Raw genomic sequence first — 21,016 nt, 5'->3', positions numbered from 1 at the left:
AGCGAGATCAGAAAAAGTTGCAGACTTTTCCGGTTCGATCTCGCGTCAAACAAGTCACCTCTAGAGGCGTAGCGAGACCAAGCTGAAGGCTAGCTGAACCGCCGCATCGCATCGAGGGCGAGGCCGAGCCCGACGCTGCCGAAGGCATCGGTTTCGACCGCCTTGGCTTCGGGGAACAGCGCCCTCAGCATATTGCCGACCGCCGGTACCCGGGTCGAACCGCCGGTGAGGATCAGCGTGTCGATCCGGCTACCAGGTACGCCCGCCGCCACCAGCGTCCTGCCGATTGCCGCGGCGATCGCTGCCGTGGCGACTTCGAGGGCGGCGTGTAACTGCTCGATGCTGATCGGCGTCTCGAGCTTCACGTCGCGCGTCACGAAGCGGAACTCGGTCTGCGGCGCCTCGCTGAGCGCGATCTTGGCTTCCTCGACGCGACCGGCCAGCCGATGTCCCTGCCGGTCCTCGACCAGTGCGATCAGCATGCTGACGAGGTCGGGGAACTGCGCCTCCTGGTAGGTCGAGTGCAGCTCGAGCAGGGTCTTCTGGTTATAGAGCCGGTTGATCCGATGCCAGGTGGCGAGATCGTAATAGGGCGCCGAGGGCAGGGGGCGTTTGCCATCCGCCGTCTCGGTGCCGTAGCCCATCAGCGGCATCACCTTTTTCAGCGACAGCAACCGGTCGAAATCGGTGCCGCCGACATGGACGCCGGCCGTGGCGAGAATGTCGGCCTTGCGGTCGGCGCGCCGGGCCCGTTCCGGCGAGAGCCGGATCACCGTGAAGTCCGAGGTGCCGCCGCCGATATCGGCGACCAGGCCCAGTTCTTCACCCGCTACCAGTTGCTCGTAGTCGAGCGCCGCGGCGATCGGCTCGAACTGGAACTCGATATGCCGGAAACCCTGGGCCCGCACCGCGCCCTCGAGCTGGCGCTGCGCCTCGGCATCGGCCTTGTCGTCGTCATCGACGAAGCGCACCGGGCGGCCACAGACGATGTCTTCAATCTCATGGCCGAGCGAAGCCTCCGAGCGCCGCTTCAGTTCGGCGATGAAGCGTCCCAGAATCTCGGAGAATTTCAGCGCGTCGCGCTTCACCCTTGTGGTGTCATTGAACAAGGACGTCCCGAGCACGCTCTTGATCGAGCGCATCAGCCGGCCGTCGGCGCCGGTGACATATTCGCTCACCGCCTGCCGGCCAAAAAAGGTGCGATCCTCCTCGAACGAAAAGAAGATCGCCGAGGGGATGGTCGGCTTGCCGTCTTCGAGCGGCAGCAGCCGCGGCGGCGTGTTGCCGCCGGCTGCCGCGAGAGTGGAGTTGGAAGTGCCGAAATCCATGCCGCAATGGGTCCGCGCCATCCTGTCCTCCGGGGCTGCCTCGAAAGCTGCACCGGAAGGGGCAGCGGGGCGCGCGATATAGGCGGTATGGCGGGAGCTGTCGAGAGGGCGTGCCCGCTCGCGGCGGAATCCGCGCGGGGGAGCGTAGTTATCGCAACGAACCGGCGATGGACCGAGCTCCCGCGAGTGGTTGGCGGACGCCGCGACAGATCAGGAATCTGTCATGGCGTCCGCCATGCCGTTACTGGATATAGAGCTGCACGTTGCCGCCGACATCGATGATGTCGACCACCTGGTTGACCTTGATCTTGTTGTCGGCGAGCAGCTTCACCGCGGCGGGGTTCTTGTTCAGCGCCTCGCGCAACAGGCCGATGCTCTGGGAGTCCTCGGTCAACAGGTCAACCGCCTTGCCGGCCTTGTCGGTCCAGGCGGTATTGTAGTTGTAGACCGTGACGCTCTTGGCGCCGACGAGGTCGGTGACATCCTTGGCGTTGAAACTTGCCAGCTGGCTGGCAAAGTCGTCGACGCTCATGGCGGTGCCAGGCGCGCCATTCGTAAACTTCGGCACGGCGGCGAGCACCGGATTGGCGGCGATCAGCGCAGCAATGAGGGCGACGACGGAAAGGCTGGAGAGCTTGTTCATTTCATGGAACTCCGCATGGTGGGTTGGCGTCGGCGGAGGAGGGCCGGCGGTCGGTGCAACGGCATCGGCGGGCAGGGTTATGACGTGCGGGGTTTGCGCGTCGCTCTCCCCAACCTTACAAATCCTCAAACTGCGCCGGCGGCGGCGATCGGAAAGCGGACGGTCACCCGCAGGCCGGGGCCGTTGTCCTCGAGCCGCACGCTGGCCCGGTGGCGGGTGGCGATGGCCTGCACCAGCGCCAGCCCCAATCCCGAGCCCTTCTCGTCGCGCTCCGGGTTGAGCCGGCGGAACGGCTCGAACACTTCGCTGCGCCGGTCGGGCGGGATCCCCGGGCCGTTATCGGCCACCACCAGCACCGGGTGCTGATCCTCGATGCCGGCGCTGAGTTCGATCCGGGCGCCGGGCGGACTATAGCGCGAGGCATTGGTGATCAGGTTGACCAGCATCTGCACCACCATCCGCCGATCCCCGACAATCGTCGCGTCGCCATCCCCAGGCGCCTCGACCAGCTGTTGCTTGGCCTCCTCGACCACCGGCTCGAAGGTCTGCAGCGTTTCGCTCACCAGTTCGCGGGCGGAAAAGGCCGCAAAGCCGGATTGATCGTCGGAGGCCTCGATGCGCGAAATCCTGAGTACGGTGTCGAAGATCCCGTTGAGCCGCTCGATCTCGGCCTGCGCTTCCTCGAGCAGCTTGCTCTGCTCCGCCTCGCTCGGCGCCTCCTCGGCTTCCTGCAGCAGGATATAGGCGCGGCTGAGCGGCGACTTGAGGTCGTGCGCGATCGAGATCACCGTGTTGCGCATGGTGCCGAGCAGGTCGCTCAACCGGTCGAGATGGGCATTCATCTGCCGCGATACCCGGTCGACCTGGTCGTTCGAGCGGCCGACCGGCAGGCGGACCCGGCTGTCGCCGCGCGCCACCCGTTCCAGCGTATCGGCCATGCGGTCGAGCTTGGCCGAGACTCCATGGCTGGTGAAATAGCCGATCGCCAGCGCCCCGATGCCAACCACGATGCTCGCCAGCATCAAGGCGCGCCACAGCGCCGCCGAGCCGACTTCGACGAAGAACAGCGCCCGCCCGAAGGTCACCCGGTTGCCGCCGATATCCTCGGTCAGCGCCAGGTACTGTTCCGATGGCGTCGTGACGTTGATCCCCGAGCTGATCGTGCTCCAGCCCAGTTTCGCCGGCCGCGGGATATCGTCGCCGGCCAACAGCGTGCCGTCGGGCCGGTAGAGGGCGACGACGAAAAAGCGCGGCCCGGCTGCAGCGGCAGAGCTGTCGACCAGTTGCCGCAACTGGTCCATGTCACCGGTGTCGGCCGCCTCGCGGAACAGCTCGAACTCGTTGCTGACCAGCGCCCGGATCTCGCTCTCGGCCTCGCTGCTGGTCTGGCTGACGATCACCACGCCGGCGACCAGGAACACCGCAAGGAACAGCAGCAGCGACAGCACCGCCGAGCGGAACGCCGCCCCGGCGAGAATGCTACTGACGCGGTGCATGGATCGAGTAGCCCGTATTGCGGGTGGTGTGGATCAGCGGCACCTCGAACGGCTTGTCGATCTTGGCCCTGAGCCGGCTCATATGGGTTTCGACCACCGTCGTCTGCGGGTCGAAATTGAAGTCCCACACCTGCTCGAGCAGCATGGTCTTCGTGACGATCCGCCCCGCGTTGCGCATCAGCAGCGCCAGGATGGCGAACTCCTTGGCCTGCAGTTCGATGCGGGTGCCGGCCCGCGTCGCGGTGTGGTCCAGCAGGTCGAGTTCGAGGTCGTGAATGCTGAGCCGCGTCGAGGCTTCCGCCGTCTGCGGCCGCCGCGCCAGCACGGTGATCCGTGCCATCAGCTCGGAGAAATGGAAGGGTTTGACCAGGTAATCATCGCCGCCGGCCATCAGCCCCTCGACCCGGTCGTCGACATCGCCCATCGAGGTGAGGAACAGGATCGGCATGGTGCGCCCGGAGGCGCGCAGCGCCTTGGCGACCGACAGCCCGTCCATGCCGGGCATCATCCGGTCGAGCACCAGCACGTCGCAGCTATTGTAGAGACAGAAGGTCAGGGCGTCGCGGCCGTCGAACACCGATTCGACACTGTGCCCTTGCTGGGCCAGGCCCTTGCGGATGAAATCCGACGACGTCCGGTCGTCTTCGGCGACAACGACCTTCACCGTGCAACCTCGACATTGAAGCGCGGCGCGCCCGACGATGGCATTGCCGCCTGGTCGCAACCTACACCCGGTGCAGCCGTCCTGTCGGCTTACGAATATGTAAGTTTCAGGAAAGGAGGGAGCAATCGGCCGGCCCCAGCTTCTGTCTCGCCGCTGCACCACGCACCGGCCGCCACCCAAAGCCGGCGTGGCGAACCTGACGAAAAGGAGATCGTCATGCGCAAGTTCCTTGTTCCCCTGATGCTCGTCGCTTCGATCGGCGCGTCCTCGATGGCGCTGGCCGCCCCCAGCACCGCCCATGGCGCCATCCAGTCGATGGACGGCAAGGCGTGCACCGTGACCCTGGCCGACAAGTCCGTCTACCAGTTCGCGCCCAAGTGCGACTTCTCCAAGCTGAAAGCCGGCGAGAAGGTCGCGATCACCTATACCCTCAACGGCAAGGTGAACCAGGCGTCGGCGATCACTGCCGGCTGATCAGTCTCCCGATCACCGACAGGCCCGCAGGCGAGGAGCTTCGTCCCGGCTCCTCGCCGATTGTCGTTTGCTAAACGGGGACGTGGCCCGGAGCTGGGGTTGGTCAATTCGGGGGTCGTCCAGGAGCGACAACGTTGAACCGACGCGCGATTTACCCACGGCACGATGGGTTTCAACGCTGCCCGTCCGACACCTCAACCAGATCCTCTCAGTCCAGCTCGAAGTACCTAAACGAACCAAAAGTCCTGCACCGTCAGCGCACTGACGGCGACGCCGCGGAGGGTGATGGAATTGCCTTCCCCCAGATCGAGATATGCGTCGGAACCCCTTTGCTCCGCATCGGCAATGACATCGGCGAACGTGAGGCCAGTCTGGTCATGGATCTCGATCACGTCACCATTCGCGCCGCCAGCGTGGATCTCAAAATCCTCGACTTCGTCGCTGCCGAAGTCCCCGCGGAACACGAACGAGTCATCGCCAACGCCACCAGTCAGCCAGTCGCCACCCCCGGCGCCGTCCAAGCGATCATCGCCATCGCCGCCGTCGAAGGTGTTCCTGATGTCATCGCCGATGATCGTGTCGGCGCCGGCGGTTCCAGAGACCGCGCCCACGTGATCGCCGAGAAGGAGGGTGGTTCTGATGGCCGTTCGGCCGCCGGCTGTTTCCGAGAACTGCCAAGCCAATGCTATGCCGCCGTCCTCCAGCACGGAGACCTCGGGCCTCCAGGCCTCATTGATCGCGTAGTCGGCAAGGAAGATTCCCGACCCCTCGGCCTGACCAAGAGAGTCAAACCGCTGGCCGCGTATCGTGCCGTCGGACAAATCACCCCAGATGACTACGAAGTCACCATCCGGAAGAGCTGCAACAGTGGGTGCGGTTTGGCTCCCCGCAAAACCTGAGCTGTTGATGCGGAAGCTCGGTCCCTCGCTCACTCCGTCCGAGCTGAACAGGCGGCCGACAATATCGGTACCGCTTCCCGCACCGAAGCCCCCGCTCTCATCCTCCCAGATCACAACGAAGCCCCCATCACGAAGGGCGGCGATTTGCGGCTCCCGCTGCGCATTTTGCAAGTATTCATGGATCTGAAGTTCGTTGCCGAACTTACTTCCGTCGGCATTGAACACTTGCCCATATACACCGAGACCGCTGCCGTCTTGGGTATTGGAGTCCCATACTACAACGAACTTTCCATCCGTCAGTTCTTGAACCTGCGGCACACGTTGCCAGTTGGTCGCAAAAGTATTGACGCGAAGCTCTGTAGTCACTGCGGAGCCGGCGGAGTCATACTTGCGAACGTAGACGCCGAAATCACTCCCATCCTGACCGTTGCTTTCCCAGGTCACGATGAAGCCGCCATCATCCGTCGCCGCCACGGTCGATCGCCGCTGATAGTCGGCCGTTGTCGTGTTAACGCGGAACTCGCCACCGGCCTTTGCACCGGTCGAGGTGTAGCGCTGCGCATAGACGCCGTCGTTGCTGCCGTCCTGCGACGTGGACGTCCACGTGACGACGAAACCACCTCCGCTCAGTCCGGCTACGTCGGCCAGCGATTGATCATTGGTGGCATAGGTGTTGACCTGGAACTCGCTGCCTAGCGCATTTCCGTCAATGTCGTATCGCCGCGCCAAGACTCCGCTCAGCGAACCGTCACGCCCATCCTGCGACCAGGCGACGATGTAGCCACCGTCCTCGAGGGCGGATATCGCGGGGTCCATCCTCCAATAATCGGCGTCCGTCGTTATGTTGCTGGCCCGCCAATACGCATTGACAAAGGAGACCGGAGACTGCGTCACCGCCTGACGAACGAAAACGGCGACCGTCGCTACCTGGACACCGCCGAACTCATCTTCGATTCTGACCGAGAAGCCATCGCCGCCAACATATGCAGGGTTGGCCGCATAAGAGTAGGTGCCATCTAAGCCAATTGAGACCGACCCGTGATCGGCATCGTCGATGATCGAATACTCAAAGATGCCGTCGTATCCGGGTGGCACGGTCAGCTGAATTTTGCCCTGGGCGGTCGAGCCGACTGGGATAGAGAGTATCCCGTCAATAGCCTGATGGATTGGTTCGACGGCCAGCACAACGTCCTGATCCGAGAATCGCGCGAACTCGATGGACGTGAGGAGATCCGTGCCCTCGTTGCCGTCGCTCGCGTTCAGATCCGTGATGGTGAAGCTACCGTCGACGTTCTCGACGATCGAGTAGTCCTGCCGTGCGCCGCTGTAGATGGCGGTATCGACACCCGAGCCGCCATCGAGCTGGTCGCTTCCGAGCCCGCCGCCGAGCACGTTGCTTCCGCTCGTCCCCAGGATTGTGTCGTTTCCGCTGCCACCTCTGAGGTTCTCGATATTGACCGCCGTCTCCGTCGTGCCGCCGGCGAACAGAACGGTTCCAGCGGTGAGGTTGGCCGTTACGCTCTCGCTTGTGTAGGTGAGCTCGAGTGTGTCGTTACCATTTCCGCCGTCAAACGTGTCGGCGCCAAGATTGCCGATAAGCAGGTCGTCGCCACCGCCGCCGAAGTAACTGTCGAGACCCGCGCCGCCATCGAGAATGTCGTCGCCATCTCCGCCGTGCAGAGCATCGTTGCCGTCTCCGCTGTTGAGCCGGTTGCTGCCCGAGCTGCCAACCAGCACATCATTGCCGGCCCCTGTGGTGGCATTCTCAATGTTTATGGCGCTCTCACTGACTCCATTGGCGAAGGTGAGCGTTCCGGATGCGAAATCGACCTGGATGTTGGATGCGTAGTAGGTCGTATCGATAGTATCGACGCCATCGCCACCGTCGAACGTGTCCGTGCCGGCATTGGCGACAAGACGGTCGTCGCCGTCTCCGCCAAAATGGCTGTCATCTCCGTCGCCGCCGTCGATGATGTCGTCGCCACCGGCGCCATTGATGGTGTCGTTGCCGCCGCCACCTCGCATAGTGTTTCCCTGGGCCGAGCCCAACAGGGTGTCGTTGCCTGCACCCGATGTGAAGTTCTCGAAGTCAATCGCGGCTTCTATCTGTCCCGTCTCAAAGCTGACGGAGCCGTTCGCCAGATCCACGGTCAGCGCTGCGCTGGTGTAATCGAAGTTCAACGAATCCTTGCCAGCCCCGCCATCGAAGCTATCGGTTCCAACACTGCCGTATATGACGTCATCGCCGTTGCCGCCGAAATGGCTGTCGTCGCCGTTCCCACCTCGAACTAAGTCGTTGCCATCACCGCCGTGGACGGCATCGTTGCCATCACCCCCATCCAAGGTGTCGTTGCCGCTGGCGCCGTTGAGGTAGTCGTTCGAGCTGAAGCCGGTGATGATGTCATTGCCTGAGGTTCCAAGCAGCACCATACTCCGCAGGGTAGCGCGGCTCCACACGGTGCCGTCGGCGAATACGATCTGCTCGACGCCTCTATCGAAGTAATCGTCCAGGTTTTCGTCGAGGAAGATCGAGCCACCGTCTCCGGCCCCTGGAGTGCTTTCGGCGATCACCAGCGTGACGTCGTTTCCATTCCGGAGGAGGCTGACGTCGTCGGGGTTGATATCGGTGAGCACGAGTTTGTCGGCACCGCCATGATTGGTCCCTTCGGCGATCGAGTCATGGCCGTCGCCGCGGGAATAGACATAGGTGTCGTTGCCGGCCTCACCGCGCAAAGTATCGTTGCCGAGGCCGCCGGTAATGGTATTGCCAGTATTGAATCCGACGATCGTGTCATTGCCGTCGGTCGAGGCCTGCGCCAGGAGCCTCAGCCGCAAGTCCACCCGAGCCCAGGTGGTGCCGTCGGCGAATACGATCTGCTCGACGCCTCTATCGAAGTAATCGTCCAGGTTTTCGTCGAGGAAGATCGAGCCACCGTCTCCGGCCCCTGGAGTGCTTTCGGCGATCACCAGCGTGACGTCGTTTCCGTTCCGGAGGAGGCTGACGTCGTCGGGGTTGATATCGGTGAGCACGAGTTTGTCGGCACCGCCATGATTGGTCCCTTCGGCGATCGAGTCATGGCCATCGCCGCGGGAATAGACATAGGTGTCGTTGCCGGCCTCACCGCGCAAAGTATCGTTGCCGAGGCCGCCGGTAATGGTATTGCCAGTATTGAATCCGACGATCGTGTCGTTGCCGTCGGTCGAGGCTTGCGCCAGGAGCCTCAGCCGCAAGTCCACCCGAGCCCAGGTGGTGCCGTCGGCGAATACGATCTGCTCGACGCCTCTATCGAAGTAATCGTCCAGGTTTTCGTTAAGAAGGATCGAACCACCATCTCCGGCGCCTGGGGCACTCTCGCCGATCAGCAGCGTGACGTTGTTTCCGTTTCGGACAAGGGCGACATCGTCTGGATTGATATCGGTGAGGACGACTTTGTCGGCGGCGCCTTGATTGGTCCCTTCGGTGGTCGAGTCATGGCCGTCGCCGCGGGAATAGACGTAGGTGTCGTTGCCCTCACCACCGCGCAACGTGTCATTGCCACTGCCGCCGGCCAGCATGTCCTGGCCGGTTCCGGCGTCGATCACGTCATTACCAGACCAGCCATTGATACCGCTGGCAATGTTCGGGCCGGTGAGGACATCGTCCGCCGCCGTTCCATCAACCCAGACCCTGGCCAACTGTTCGAACTCCGCCGCCAGCATAACCTGGCCATCGGCGAACACGATCTGTTCGATTGCTTCAAAGGCGTAAGAGCTCAGCTGATCGTCGAGGAGCAACCACTCTCCGGTATCGACGACCTCGATCATTAGGTCCATGTCGAAGCCAGGCTCGATCATGCGGACGAACCGCACGTCCTCCGCCGTCAGGTTTGTCAGGACGAGCCGATCGACGTCGGTGGTGTTGTTGGGGTCGGCATCGCCTTCTTCGTCAGTGACATCATTGCCCATGCCGGTGCCCCAGACATAGGTGTCGTTGCCCTCGCGCCCCACCAGAACATCGTCCCCCTTGGTTCCCTGAAGCGTGTCGTTACCCGAGGGGTCGGCAACATAGACTGCATGGTCTGCCATCAGGGCGTCCGGTACCAGCTCATCGCCCGGGCCATCGGTGACGTAGTAGCCGTCCTCAGCAACAAGTCGGGCAGCCATCTGCTGCGCGATCCCGGCAGCAACTCCGATGCTGACATAGCCATGAACAATGGCCTGTTCGTAGGCGCCGAGGTCGCTCGCCTCGTGGCGCATGATGCGCAACAAAGTGCCGGCCTGAGCAAGGGTGAGTCCCGTCTCGCTCGCCGCATCGGCCAGGATTTCTCCGACCCAATCATAGGAGCCGGCATCGTCGCCGACGGATGGGAGCATGTTGAGCGGGTGCCCCGCGATGGCCGCTTCGTACGTTGCCGCCGACGTGGCTGTCAGTTGCGCGTGCGATATCGTCGATTGCGCGAGGAACTGGGCCGCCATGGCCTCGATGATCTTCGAAGCTTCCCAGTCGAGCATCAGCGCCGCGACAGGCCCAGGGTTGGCAAGATAGGCGTAGTCGTCCTGCTGATACTGCCGGCCTAAGATCGCTTCGAGAAACGCAACTTTACGCGCGTCCATTGCAGGACCACGGCTATCCGGTTCGACGTTGGCGACGCCTGCCCAAGCGTAGACGAAGGCCTCGAACCCTGCGAGAAGACCACCAATGTCTCCCGACGCGGCCTGAGCCAAGAGCGCCGTAAACTGCGCCTTGAGTGCCGGTTGGGCGCTGAGGGCAATGAGCGTAGACGGGAGCTGTCCTGCGCCCTGGATCACCGGCAGCTTGAACACATCGGGATCGAACTGGAACCCATCGGGCACCACAGCCCTGGTCCGGATCGGATCGATTTCGAAGAATACGTCCGACACGGTTCCCGTAGAGCCGTCAGTCCGCGTGAAGCCGGATTGCCAGAGAATGCCGTGCCCGGCTACCTGCTGGTTCGTGGCGGTCGCTGACAGCGAGATCGAAGCGACGCCGAGTTCGGCCAGCGTCTTCAACTCGCCGGATTGACTCACTCCATCGCCATTTGCGTCTCGCCACAGCAATAGCTCAGCAAATGTGCTGTCCTGCGCGTCGATGATGCCGTCGTCATTGCTGTCATGCTCTGCGAGCGCCAGGAAGCCGTGGGCGAAGCCGGTCTGGTCGCCAAACAGCTCCGAGCCGTTGTCGATGCGTCCGTCGCCATCGAGATCAATCGCCAGCAATGCATCGTCGGCGGCAACCCAACCGGCAAGTTCCGTAACACCATCCGCATCGAGGTCAAAAAAGGTCCCCGAGTTCTGCAGCGCGACAAGCTCGACGCCGTCACCGTCAAGGTCGAGAACCAGGGGGGAGAGCGGCGGCAGATCGAAGAACTCGGTGAGGAGTTTTCCGAGATCACTGTCCCGCCAGTCGGCATGCAGCTTTCCGATCAGTTCGATCCCGTTGGTGAGGGCATCGTAGACACCATAGGCCGCCCAGCCGGCGGCGACGACGGAGGCGGCCAACACACCGATTTCCGCGGCGGCGGCGACGCTGAGGGCTACTACCGCAGCACTTATTACTGCCGAAGCCCCATATGTCAGTATGTTCTGCCTGAAACTGGACCAATCGTTTGTATCGAGACCGATCTTGATGGATTCATAGCTTGCATTCAGGAATTCGACGACGTCGCCAATGGCCCCGCCACCGATACCGGCAAGTATGCTCCCCATGCTGGTCGCCATGGCGCCGACGGTGGAACTCCCAAGCCCATCCAGCGAAGCGGGCAAGCGGGCCCCGAAGTCACCAGCCACCCGGTCACCGAGCCGATCCATCGAAGACATCATCCGATCGAAAACGTCGACCGGGACCGAGGCGTTCTGATCACCGACGAACTTTGTGACAAGAAGCGCGAACTCCGACTTCGCACTGGGCTGGATCGAGCCCATGTTCTTTTGAATGTCGATGGTCGCGGCGACGCCGACGGCTGAGACGTGGCTGGGTCCCTTAGAAACGCTGGCCCCTAGATCGGCAACATGGTTGTGGTACTGCGCCTCGGTCAAGTGCCCCGCGTCGTACGCCTTCTCAATCTGGTCCCTGATATTCTCGTAGCGCTCCTCGTCATTGCTCAGGCCATTGGCATCGGTAATCGTTGGATCGAAATCAGCGGTACGCTGGCTTAGTTCGGCCGGGCTGGGATCGTAGTCAACCCAAGTGCTGCCTAACGCCGCCGACCTGCTCTCAACGCCGAGGTTGGCGAAGCGCCCCTCCGATACATCGGTGAGAAACGCGTGGAGCTTCGTGAAGGCGGCCTGCCTGTCGGCAGGATCAGCGAGCATTATCGCTTCAAGTTGAGCCAGGGCAAAATCGTTGTAGCCCTTGTGACTAAGGCCAGTCTCTCGCCCGGGGTGGACCGAGCCCCCGAAGCCAGCGTCAAGGTAAAAACTGCTGCCGCTATTTATCGATTGGCGGGCAATGGCTGCCGTTTCCGAACTGGCAAATAAGGCGATCTTGTTGCCTTTCGCTTGCTGGAAGAAGCCAGCTGCCTCCAGGGCTTGCCCCACCAGTACGTCATCGTAAGCTTTCTCGGGGATGATATGATGAACATGGAACTGCCAAAGGTAATCCACTTCCGTATCCCCAAAAATCAATCAGCTTGGTGTCAAAACCCGGCAGCGAAATAGCGGCAAGTGACTCGCCACCTTTGCGGCGCGAAGCGTCTGCGCCAGCCGGTCAGAGCAGAAAAAATGACTGCGGAATGTGTCGTCGATCCAAAGATCGGGGCCGTTCAGCGCTGCCGGGATGACTGTGACATCGTCATCCTGCGCCTCCGCTTCGATAGTTGCGACATAGGTAGTCGCAGGGTTGGGTATCCGTTCGAAGCGGGCCGAATGTTCCGGCGAGAAGTACCGGTGCACCTCTGCTATGTTAAGGAAATAGTAGCGTCCCGGAAAAGCCTCTCTGCGATTGGAGTGCAGCAACTCCACTGGATAGAGCCGCGTTTGCCCAAGGTCAAAGCCGCTCAGAACCTCGGCAAACTCTTCGGACACGGTAAGAAACCCCGCAGCACTGAAAAGGTGCGGCAGCTTGTTTCTGTCCTGTGCCGCGCGCTGAGGTCGGATCCACATCGTCGAAGGCAGTTGACCACCTTCGACGGCCACCCCTTGCCTGAATGCCTGGATAAGTGAGGCCACGGAGGGCAAATTTGTTTCGATTAGGTCGCACGTAAATCCAAACAGCAATTCGCTCTTAATATGCGATACGCTAAGCCAAACGCATGCTTCGGACGGGACGTTGTCTTTGGCGTTGTCTTCCACGTTGCTCAACACTGCTCAAATCGAGAGGCGACTATCGTCACCTAATCTTCCCCGCGAACGCCGGTGTTCCGCCAATCGACGATCGCTCTCATTGGATCATACTTCGAGGCACTCGCAAATTTCCAACCCGCAACAGCATCGCCTCATTTACCCAGCGCAGTTTGATGTATGCAGAAATAACGTGATCGAATTTCGTTTGTGTAGATCGTCGATAAGCTTCATGAGGCTGACATGCCGAAGCCAATCGGTCAACACTCAAACACATGTCCCGGGTGGGTGGCGAAGGTGCATTTCTCCATATTCAGTGTTCCGTCAAAACCCAGCAACGAACCTGCTCGCAATCTTTGCGGCGCGAAGCGCCTGCGTCAGCCGGTCGGAGCAGAAAAAATGCCTGAGCAGCGTGTCATCGATCCACAGATCTGGATCGCTCAGCGCCGCCGGGACAACTGTAACATCGTCATCCGGCAGCTCGTTTCCGACACTCCCGATATAGGAGGTCGCCGAGTTCGGCATTGCTTCGAAGCGCGTCGAGAACTCGGGCGAGAAGTACCGCCGCACCTCGGCAATACTGAGAAAATAGTACCGCCCCGGAATAGCTCTCGGCGATTGGAATGCAGCAGCTCCACAAGGCGGAGCCGGGTTTGCCCTAGCTCAAAGCCACTCAGTACCTCGGCAAACGCTTCAGATACCGTGAGCAACCCCGCAGCACTGAAAAGGTGCGGCAGCTTGCGTCGATCGTGCACGGCGCGTTGCGGGCGGATCCACATCACCGAAGGCAGTTCTCCACCGCTATCGCACCCCCTCGAGTGAACGCTTCAAGGCGCGCGACCGTGGTCGCTGAATCTTTCTGGAAGAGATCGCAGGCAAATCCGAACAACAGCTCGCTCTTAACATGCGAAATGCTAAGCCACACGCACGCGTCTGCGGGAGGGGTGTTCATTTGGGCTGCTTCTGTTCACGACCGGATCTGGAGTGCTGCGGCTCTACGAGGGCGCTCGTGACGGTTCGTCCGCTAGGCGTCGTCGCGCACCAGCTCGGTGCTTTGGCTCGATCCTGGCCGCTTGACGTTAGCGGCACGCCAGGCTCGCCACCGATCGAGCGCTGACTGCGACCTGAGCCGTATTTCGTCGACCAATATGGCGAGCCTGCCCTTCAGCGTCGCCGGCCCCATCACCGAGGTCAGGGTCAGCGTCTGGGTGGCAAAGCGGACCTTGAACGGCTCCTCACCACAGAGGAAATCCACCATCTCGAGTCCCTGGTCGATCGACCACTGAACATAATCCATCAGCAGCACCATCCCGGGCGAACCGCGCTCGAAGCTCGGATCGTAGCTGGTGAGAAACGCCATCAGGGTGCCGCGCTGCACGAAATTGACCGAAATGGCGACGGTGGTCCCCGCGCATTCGATGACGAAAATCCTGAGCGCGCCGGCCTTCGCCAGCACCTCGACCAATGCCGGCAGCGCCGGAGCGCCAGCGTCGAACAGCGGCGCAACGCGGCCGTTCCCCGCCAGCCACTGCCGCTTCAGTTCGCCGAGCCGCGCCAGCACCGGGCCCGCGGGCTCGTCGAGCGGCAGCAGGCGGAACACCACCTTGCCACTCTCCTCCAGTGCCTTGCGCCCGCGCCGGTAGTTCTGCCGGGTTTTCTTCGACTGCGCCTCGAACCACTGGGCCCCCGTCGCCCAGTCCCCCGCGACCTGCGAGCAGATTTCGGTGCGGCGATTGGCGGGTAGGCTCAGGCCACCGGGTGCATCGAGCAGGGCGCGGAACTTCGCGTCCGGCCGCAGCCGGTTGAGGAAGTAGAGGTCGAACCCGCCGGCAGCGACCACCTGCCGCCACAGCTGGCTGAGCGCGGCGGGCGGGCAGCGCGGGTGGATCAGCACATCGGCATAGTCGCTGCAGTCATTGGCCGCCCATTCGAGGAATCTGAGGCCTTTGCGGCGCTGGATGGCCAGCGGCAGGATAGCCATCAGCTCGTCGCCGCGCCAGATCAGCCCGATCCGCAGCTGTCGGCCGTCCCGGTTCGGCACGGTCCTCCACCAGGCCGCAACCCAGTCGTGGCTCTGAAAGATCAGTCCATCGCCGCGCCGCCACAGGGCGTTCCAGGCAGCGCCGATTTCGGCCAGGCGGGCATCGCTCTCGACAATCTCGAGGCGATAGTCCTCGAAACGATCATCGAGGCGCACCATGGGAGCATGGACGTTCATGGCTGTGTGGGTTCCGAAGGGGGCGGAGTGATCGGTGCGGGGCGCCGGCCGAACCAGCGCGCGACATGGCCGGCCATCTTCTTGAGCGGCAGCAGATAGAGCCCGAACAACGACTGGTAGTCGTCCTTGTCGCGATCGAGCAGCCCGAACTTCATCTCTTCGTCGGGGTCGGGAACATAGGCCGTGCCGAACATCCGATCCCAGATCGACAGCAGGAGGCCGAAATTCTTGTCGTAGTGACGCGGGTCGGCGCTGTGGTGCAACTGATGCCAGTGCGGCGACAGGATGTAGTTATCGAGCGGCCCGAACGAGATTTTGTAGTGGGTGTGCCGGACGAAATCCATCATCAGCAGGTTGCGCATAGCATAGACATTGATGCCGAACACGGTGAGCTCGACCGGATCGAGCGCAATAATGCTCCACACCCCGAAACAGATGCCGGGAATGAGCCCATCCCACACCCGGTTCATCAGGTCGTCGAGCGGATGGACGCGGTCCTTGGTAATGCCCACCAGCACTTCGGCCGAGTGGTGCACCTTGTGCAGCTCCCACAGGAACGGCACCTTGTGCTGCGCGACGTGGTACAAATAGTACGAGATGTCGTAGGCGATCAGCATCGAGCCGGTGAACAGCACCAGCACCCACCAGGGTGTCGGGCCCTCGAGCAGGGGGCCGTGGATCTGGAAGATCCAGCTGATCAGCTGGTTGGTACCGTAGCCGACCAGCGCGATGAAGACGATGCCGGTGGGGATCAGCAGCAGCGGCATCAGCAGGCGCTTGGTGATGTAGAACAGCAGGTCAGCGCGCGCCGAGGGATGCATGATCACCTCCTTGGGCAGCGCGAAGCTGAAGAAATCGCCGAACGATTTGTCCTCTACCGTCCGCCAATAGGCGACGAGGGCGCTGACGAAGGCCGTCGCGAACAGGATGAGCAGCGTGATGCCGTTCTCGCCGCTTACGGCGTTGACGAGCTTGGTGGTTACCAAATCGACGATGTCAGAAATCATCGCGGCCTCGAGAGGATCCAGATACTGGGGCCAAGATGCCAGAGCGGGGCCGCGGATGCCTGCTCCTACTCGAATCGTCCTTAATATGGGGCGGCCCCGCAGCTAAGCCTGGACAGGCTTTTCCGGCGCGGCCTTGATGCCGTTGGCATTGTAGGCGAGCACCAGGACGATCATCATCATGACGATCGGGGTCTTGGACGAAAATGTGTTGTTGGAAAGCGCCGCCAGCAGCGTCGCCGCCACGCCGATCCAGGCGGCGAGCGGGGCATGGCGCAACATGCGCAGCAGCATCCAGATCACCAGCCAGGCAAACAGCAGCGCCACCGGCAGGCCGAACAGCAGCACGATGACGACCTGAGCGCTCTCGATCGTCGGCATATGGAGCTTTTCGGTGACGATCCTGATGAGCTCCTTGCCGTCCATGCCGAACATGACCTGCTCGAAGCTCACATATTTGAACACGTCATAGATGCTCACCCGAACGAAGAAGTTCTCGTCGAACAGGGTGCTGGTGAAGCGGCTGAGCAGGCCCGCCGAAAGCAGGATGCCGGTCAGCACCGCACCACCCGCAGCTGCAGCGAGCAAGACGAACAGCTTGGCCTGCCGCTGGTGGCGTTGGGACAGACGGGGCCACGGCACCACAATGATGAGGGCGAAGATCTCGACGACGGTCACCAGCAGCGCCATGCGCGCGCCGGAGGCCGCGGCTCCGATAAACAGCACGATGATGCAGGCGACACGGATCCAGACGCGCCAATTGGTCAGCGCCACGAAACCCACGGCAATGGCGCAGGTGGTGCCGAGCGCCAGCGGGTGCTCGGAGAGACCGACTGGCCGGAACCCCAGCTCCACGGCATCGTAAGGCAGGATCCGCTGCTGCGTCAGCGCCTCGAGGGTCCCGAGGGCGGCGCTGAGGATGAGCAGGCCCAGGGTGACGTCGCCGAGCAGCCGGCGCGACGTCGGGTTCAGCGCCAGCATGATCAAGCCAGCCCCGCCGGTCACCAGATAGGTATCGATCAGGACGACTGACGAGCCTGCCCGCCCGGTAACGAACATGAACAGCACCAGCAGCAGCATCAGCCCGCTGTAGCGCACCAGGGCCCGAAACTTGCCGATCTCGTCGCCGCGCAGCAGGAACGGCCGGCTGAACAGCACGACCGGCAGCAGGAACAGCACGGCATAGGTGCCGAAATGCAGCTTCTCGTAAAACGGCCCGGCTTCCGTGGTGTAGGCGACGACCCGGTTCATCAGCTGCGACGACACGGCGAAGCGGGCGATGAATGCCGCGGCGACGCAGAAGAAGAACAGCAGCGACACCGCGTTCTGCTGGCGCGCGGCATCTGTCGGCGATCTGTCAAACCCGGCCGACGTAGAACTCATTGGGGCATCCGGCTGGATCAGGTGCAGCCGCCGGGCACATTGGCGACGATGCCAAGGCTAGTTCAGCTTCGGAAATGCGGCGTTAAGATCGGTCGTATCGCTGTATGCATCGGCGCGCGCTCGTGAGCGGCCGCCTCTGCCAGTCGGTGATTGTCGGATTTTTCCAATCCCCTCGCGGCGCCTCCCCGTAGCCTCATCCCATCAGACAAGCGTGGAGATGAGAGATGAACCGCCGTCAGTTTTCCAGGGCCCTCGCAGCCTCAGCGCTGCTCGCTGCCTTCACAGCCAAAGCCGCTCATTCAGAGGAGACGACCACCATGACCAATCCGACCGCTTTCGAAATCGCCATCCCGGATGCCCAGCTCGCCGACCTGAAGTATCGGCTCCAGCACACCCGCTGGCCCGATCAACCTGCCGATGCGGGCTGGTCCATCGGGACCAATCTCGACTATCTCAAGCAACTGACCGATTACTGGATCAACGACTACGACTGGCGGCGCGCCGAAGCCGGGCTCAACGCGCTCGGCAACTTCAAGGTCGCAATCGACGGCGTGGACCTGCACTTCGTCCACCGTCCCTCGAGCAACCCGAACGCGACCCCACTGCTGCTGCTGCACGGCTGGCCGGATTCGTTCTTCCGCTACCACCGGGTGATCGAGCGGCTGTCCGAGGATTTCCACGTTGTGGTCCCGTCGATTCCGGGGACCGGGTTCTCCGGCAGGACGGCCCTGCCGATGGACAAGGTCGCCGATCTCTTCGCTCGCCTGATGACCGAGACGCTCGGCTACGGCAAGTTCATCGCTGCCGGCGGCGATGGCGGCTCGATCATCTCCATGTCGCTGGCCCAGCGTCACCCGGAGGTGCTGCTCGGCTATCACGTGACCGATGTCGGCTATCCCGACCACACCACCGATTTCTCGGTGCTGACCCCGCCGGAGCAGGCCTATGCCGGCGCCATCCAGCAGTGGTTCTTCGCGCATGGCGCCTTCAACCTGGTGCATGCCACCAAGCCGCAGAGCCTGGCGTTCGCGATGAACGACTCGCCGGTGGGGCTCGCTGCCTGGATCATGAGCTTCATGGCCGGCATGGGCGTCGGCGACGCGGCGGATGAACGCTTCGGTCGCGACGAGCTGATCACCAACATCATGATCTACTGGCTGACCGAGACCGCCGCGTCGTCGTTCCGGATCTACAGCCAGAACGCCATGCAGCCGCCGACCATCAAGGGCACGAACACCGGCGTTCCGGTCGCGGTGGCGACGGAGGTTCCGATCCCCGGCGGCGTGCGCCTGCCGCGCGAATGGGCGGATCGGCAGACCGCCGGCAATGTGGTGCAGTTCCACGACATGCAGAAAGCCGGCCATTTCGCGGCCTGGGAGGATCCCGAATTCGTCGTCGGCGACCTCCGCGAGTTCGCGGCGCTGCTCAAGCGCTGAGCGCTGCGGCAAGGTTACGCAAGAGCGCCGGGGGACATCCGCCCGGCGCTCGAGATTCCGGAAATCCAGGGCGAGGCACGGCCTGCCCACGGGACTCGGATGGCTAGGTCATGGCGAGGCATGTTCGGCCTGACCAGAATAAGCAGTAGAAAGGCACCCTTCTTGCTGTGGGCCGAAGCAACCTCTCATACCCCCCTCAAAACCCCCACACATTAAGTCGATCTGTGGGGGTAGCATTCCGCGCCCCACACGGGTTCTATATCGGCGAGGCATTGTCATTCTGGGGAACTTGTTGAGAGCGTTTTTGGGGATTGTTCTGGGTGTGATCCTAGTTGGGGTCGGAGGTGTCCAGGCCGGGCAATATGGGGTGCGACCACATTCGGGGATTTATGTTTGCAGTGACGACCCGGCCGTCATTGGTCAGCTGCAGCGGGGACTGCCGCCAAGCTTCCACGTCATCGATGGCACGAAGACACCACCGCCAGATGACATCGCCGAGGTCACGCTTGCGTACTTTGGGCGTCCCGGTGGCGCCGCTGAGAAGTGCGCGATGAGCTATCCCGGGGGACGCAATATTCTGGACCGTGTAGTGCGCGGCGCCGAACGCTCTGCCAGGGAAACAGAGGAACGCATCAAGAAACTGGGTGGCAAGGTGGTCGGACATAGTATGCCGATGGGGAGCATGGAGTGGGACAGCGACAGCGGTGCGTCGAGCGATTGGTTTGTCGACCTGTGCTTGTTGCCCATCAATGAAGAGTGCCCTGACCTGAGTGGGCCAAGCAGGCTTCTCGACATGGCCCGCGCAGACTAGGCAGCCTCACGCCCTAAGTTTGCATGTGGGAATCGAGATAACGGTGGCGGGAGCATTGGTCACGGCGTCCATATTCGAAGGCCGGCTTGGACAGATACCGGACTGTGCGGTTCATGGTTATGGAGATAAGGAGGAATTGCGGGCCTCGTTGCAGGAACTGGGTGCCATCCCAAGGGGTGACGACGAGTTCCGACTTCGGATCGATGGCAACCTCGTGAAGTTCGACATGAACGAACGAGAGGTCGGACAAATCAGCCTGCACCTAGTTGATGTACCCGAGCACTAGCCAAATCCATGGATGGCGACCGCTCGATCACCTCGCCGGCACCAGTCCGTGCCCGCACATCCGCACTATAGGTTCGGGGATCCGTCCGTCTGGCCGACTCACAGATTGACTCACAACCCGCACGCGAGTGGCGGTAGTCCTTTGCGGATCGCACTGGACGGCTGAGCAACTGCAATTAGGGCTGATCGCCTGAGTTCTCAGGCTTCGGACAATCCAGAATGTCCGTGGGCGGTCCTGGAAAACCGGGGATTTGGTGGAGCCAATCGGAATCGAACCGACGACCTCTTGCATGCCATGCAAGCGCTCTCCCAACTGAGCTATGGCCCCATCAACGATCCGTGGATCACATCCGGTGGCACGATTGTATCGTGTGTATCGTGCCTTTGGGTATGCGCCGCGGCGGTCTCCCGTCGAAGCGCGGTGCTATCTACCCACGTCACCCCTCGCATGCAAGCGGTATTTCGTGGGCTCTGCGCGGTGGGGGAAAGTTCTCGACTTTCGCACCCAAACCCGCGCCGGAGGGGGCCGGGCTTAGCGCTCGTCCCCACCGCCGCCGACGTCGAAGTCGAGGTTCTCGTCCTCGTCTTCATCCTCTTCGAGGAACACGTCGCTGTCGTCATCGCCGATGTCTTCGACGTCTTCGACGTCCTCGACATCAGGGATCTCTTCACCGTCATCGGCGCCGGCCTCTTCGGCGTCGGCATCCTCGAGCGAGACGATCTCGGGCGCGCCGGGCTCGGCCGCTTCCTCGACTTCCGTCTCTTCCTCTTCATCCTCGTCTTCGCGAGCAACTGCGGCCTTGGCGCGCACCGCCGCTACGGCGTTCTGCTCGAAATAGGAGCGCGGATAGGACTTGCCGGTATAAGGCGAGACGATCGGATCCTTATTCAGGTCGTAGAACTTCTTGCCGGTATCGGGATCTTCCCGTTTCGTACCGCGTTCGTCGTTGGCCAATTGCTTCCTCGTATAGAAAGGCGGGGCCACCCGCAGGGAAACGTCCGGTTAGGGTGAAAGTTTCGCCCTGTCAAACCGAAAGTGCGGCCGCACTCGACCGATCTCTGGGGGTAGCGTCGTGGCATGCTGGCAGCCCGCCCGG

Annotated in this window: 14 protein-coding genes and 1 tRNA gene; 3 read left to right on the top strand and 12 right to left on the bottom strand. The window is 62.2% G+C overall.

Features of this window, described 5'->3' with window-relative positions; translation table 11 throughout:
- Positions 1 to 89: 89 nt before the first annotated feature.
- From ACSQ23_RS03750 to ACSQ23_RS03735, 4 genes are all read right to left on the bottom strand, one after another.
- Positions 90 to 1,349 (bottom strand): Hsp70 family protein, encoded by a 1,260-nt coding sequence (locus ACSQ23_RS03750; protein ID WP_436089758.1) that lies wholly within the window; start codon positions 1,347 to 1,349, stop codon positions 90 to 92.
- A gap of 220 nt (positions 1,350 to 1,569) precedes the next feature.
- On the bottom strand, positions 1,570 to 1,971 hold the full coding sequence (locus ACSQ23_RS03745; protein WP_055876118.1) for a hypothetical protein: 402 nt from the start codon (positions 1,969 to 1,971) through the stop codon (positions 1,570 to 1,572).
- Between the two features lie 125 nt (positions 1,972 to 2,096).
- Positions 2,097 to 3,467 (bottom strand): ATP-binding protein, encoded by a 1,371-nt coding sequence (locus tag ACSQ23_RS03740; protein WP_436089757.1) that lies wholly within the window; start codon positions 3,465 to 3,467, stop codon positions 2,097 to 2,099.
- Positions 3,451 to 4,131, bottom strand: coding sequence for a response regulator (locus tag ACSQ23_RS03735; RefSeq protein WP_055876124.1), 681 nt, complete (start codon positions 4,129 to 4,131; stop codon positions 3,451 to 3,453). The genes ACSQ23_RS03740 and ACSQ23_RS03735 overlap by 17 nt, the downstream gene beginning before the upstream one ends.
- Positions 4,132 to 4,347: 216 nt before the next feature.
- On the opposite strand from ACSQ23_RS03735, the gene ACSQ23_RS03730 reads away from it, so the two are divergent.
- A complete protein-coding gene (locus tag ACSQ23_RS03730) occupies positions 4,348 to 4,605 on the top strand; it encodes a DUF1344 domain-containing protein (RefSeq protein WP_055876127.1) in 258 nt (85 codons plus the stop codon).
- Positions 4,606 to 4,832: 227 nt separating this feature from the next.
- Here ACSQ23_RS03730 and ACSQ23_RS03725 read toward each other — a convergent pair whose 3' ends face one another.
- From ACSQ23_RS03725 to ACSQ23_RS03700, 6 genes are all read right to left on the bottom strand, one after another.
- Positions 4,833 to 12,128 (bottom strand): calcium-binding protein, encoded by a 7,296-nt coding sequence (locus ACSQ23_RS03725; RefSeq protein WP_436089756.1) that lies wholly within the window; start codon positions 12,126 to 12,128, stop codon positions 4,833 to 4,835.
- The gene (locus ACSQ23_RS03720; protein ID WP_436090561.1) at positions 12,129 to 12,794 is read right to left on the bottom strand and encodes an imm11 family protein; all 666 of its coding nucleotides are present in this window, start codon (positions 12,792 to 12,794) and stop codon (positions 12,129 to 12,131) included.
- Positions 12,795 to 13,106: 312 nt separating this feature from the next.
- The gene (locus ACSQ23_RS03715) at positions 13,107 to 13,352 is read right to left on the bottom strand and encodes a hypothetical protein (protein WP_055876144.1); all 246 of its coding nucleotides are present in this window, start codon (positions 13,350 to 13,352) and stop codon (positions 13,107 to 13,109) included.
- A 454-nt stretch (positions 13,353 to 13,806) separates the two neighbouring features.
- The gene (locus ACSQ23_RS03710) at positions 13,807 to 15,000 is read right to left on the bottom strand and encodes a GNAT family N-acetyltransferase (RefSeq protein ID WP_055876147.1); all 1,194 of its coding nucleotides are present in this window, start codon (positions 14,998 to 15,000) and stop codon (positions 13,807 to 13,809) included.
- Positions 14,997 to 16,007 carry a sterol desaturase family protein gene (locus tag ACSQ23_RS03705; protein ID WP_055876150.1) on the bottom strand — a complete coding sequence of 337 codons (1,011 nt, stop codon included), beginning with the start codon at positions 16,005 to 16,007 and terminating at the stop codon, positions 14,997 to 14,999. The genes ACSQ23_RS03710 and ACSQ23_RS03705 overlap by 4 nt, the downstream gene beginning before the upstream one ends.
- Positions 16,008 to 16,109: 102 nt before the next feature.
- Entirely contained in the window at positions 16,110 to 17,387 is a 1,278-nt protein-coding gene (locus ACSQ23_RS03700) for a VpsF family polysaccharide biosynthesis protein (RefSeq protein ID WP_436089755.1), read from the bottom strand.
- Positions 17,388 to 17,704: 317 nt separating this feature from the next.
- Here ACSQ23_RS03700 and ACSQ23_RS03695 point away from each other — a divergent pair, with 317 nt between their 5' ends.
- Positions 17,705 to 18,823, top strand: a complete 1,119-nt coding sequence (locus tag ACSQ23_RS03695; RefSeq protein ID WP_436089754.1) for an epoxide hydrolase family protein — start codon at positions 17,705 to 17,707, stop codon at positions 18,821 to 18,823.
- A gap of 304 nt (positions 18,824 to 19,127) precedes the next feature.
- On the top strand, positions 19,128 to 19,634 hold the full coding sequence (locus ACSQ23_RS03690; protein ID WP_055998497.1) for a hypothetical protein: 507 nt from the start codon (positions 19,128 to 19,130) through the stop codon (positions 19,632 to 19,634).
- Between the two features lie 537 nt (positions 19,635 to 20,171).
- Here ACSQ23_RS03690 and ACSQ23_RS03685 read toward each other — a convergent pair.
- Both ACSQ23_RS03685 and ACSQ23_RS03680 read right to left on the bottom strand, forming a co-directional pair.
- A tRNA-Ala gene (locus ACSQ23_RS03685) sits at positions 20,172 to 20,247 on the bottom strand.
- A 204-nt stretch (positions 20,248 to 20,451) separates the two neighbouring features.
- The gene (locus ACSQ23_RS03680) at positions 20,452 to 20,874 is read right to left on the bottom strand and encodes a TIGR02300 family protein (protein ID WP_055876161.1); all 423 of its coding nucleotides are present in this window, start codon (positions 20,872 to 20,874) and stop codon (positions 20,452 to 20,454) included.
- Between the last annotated feature and the right edge of the window lie 142 nt (positions 20,875 to 21,016).

Origin of the sequence: Devosia sp. LjRoot16, assembly GCF_964252795.1 — a bacterium.
Classification (GTDB): domain Bacteria; phylum Pseudomonadota; class Alphaproteobacteria; order Rhizobiales; family Devosiaceae; genus Devosia_A.
The sequence above is the reverse complement of the archived record's forward strand: the minus strand, read 5'-3'. Positions and strand labels throughout refer to the sequence as shown.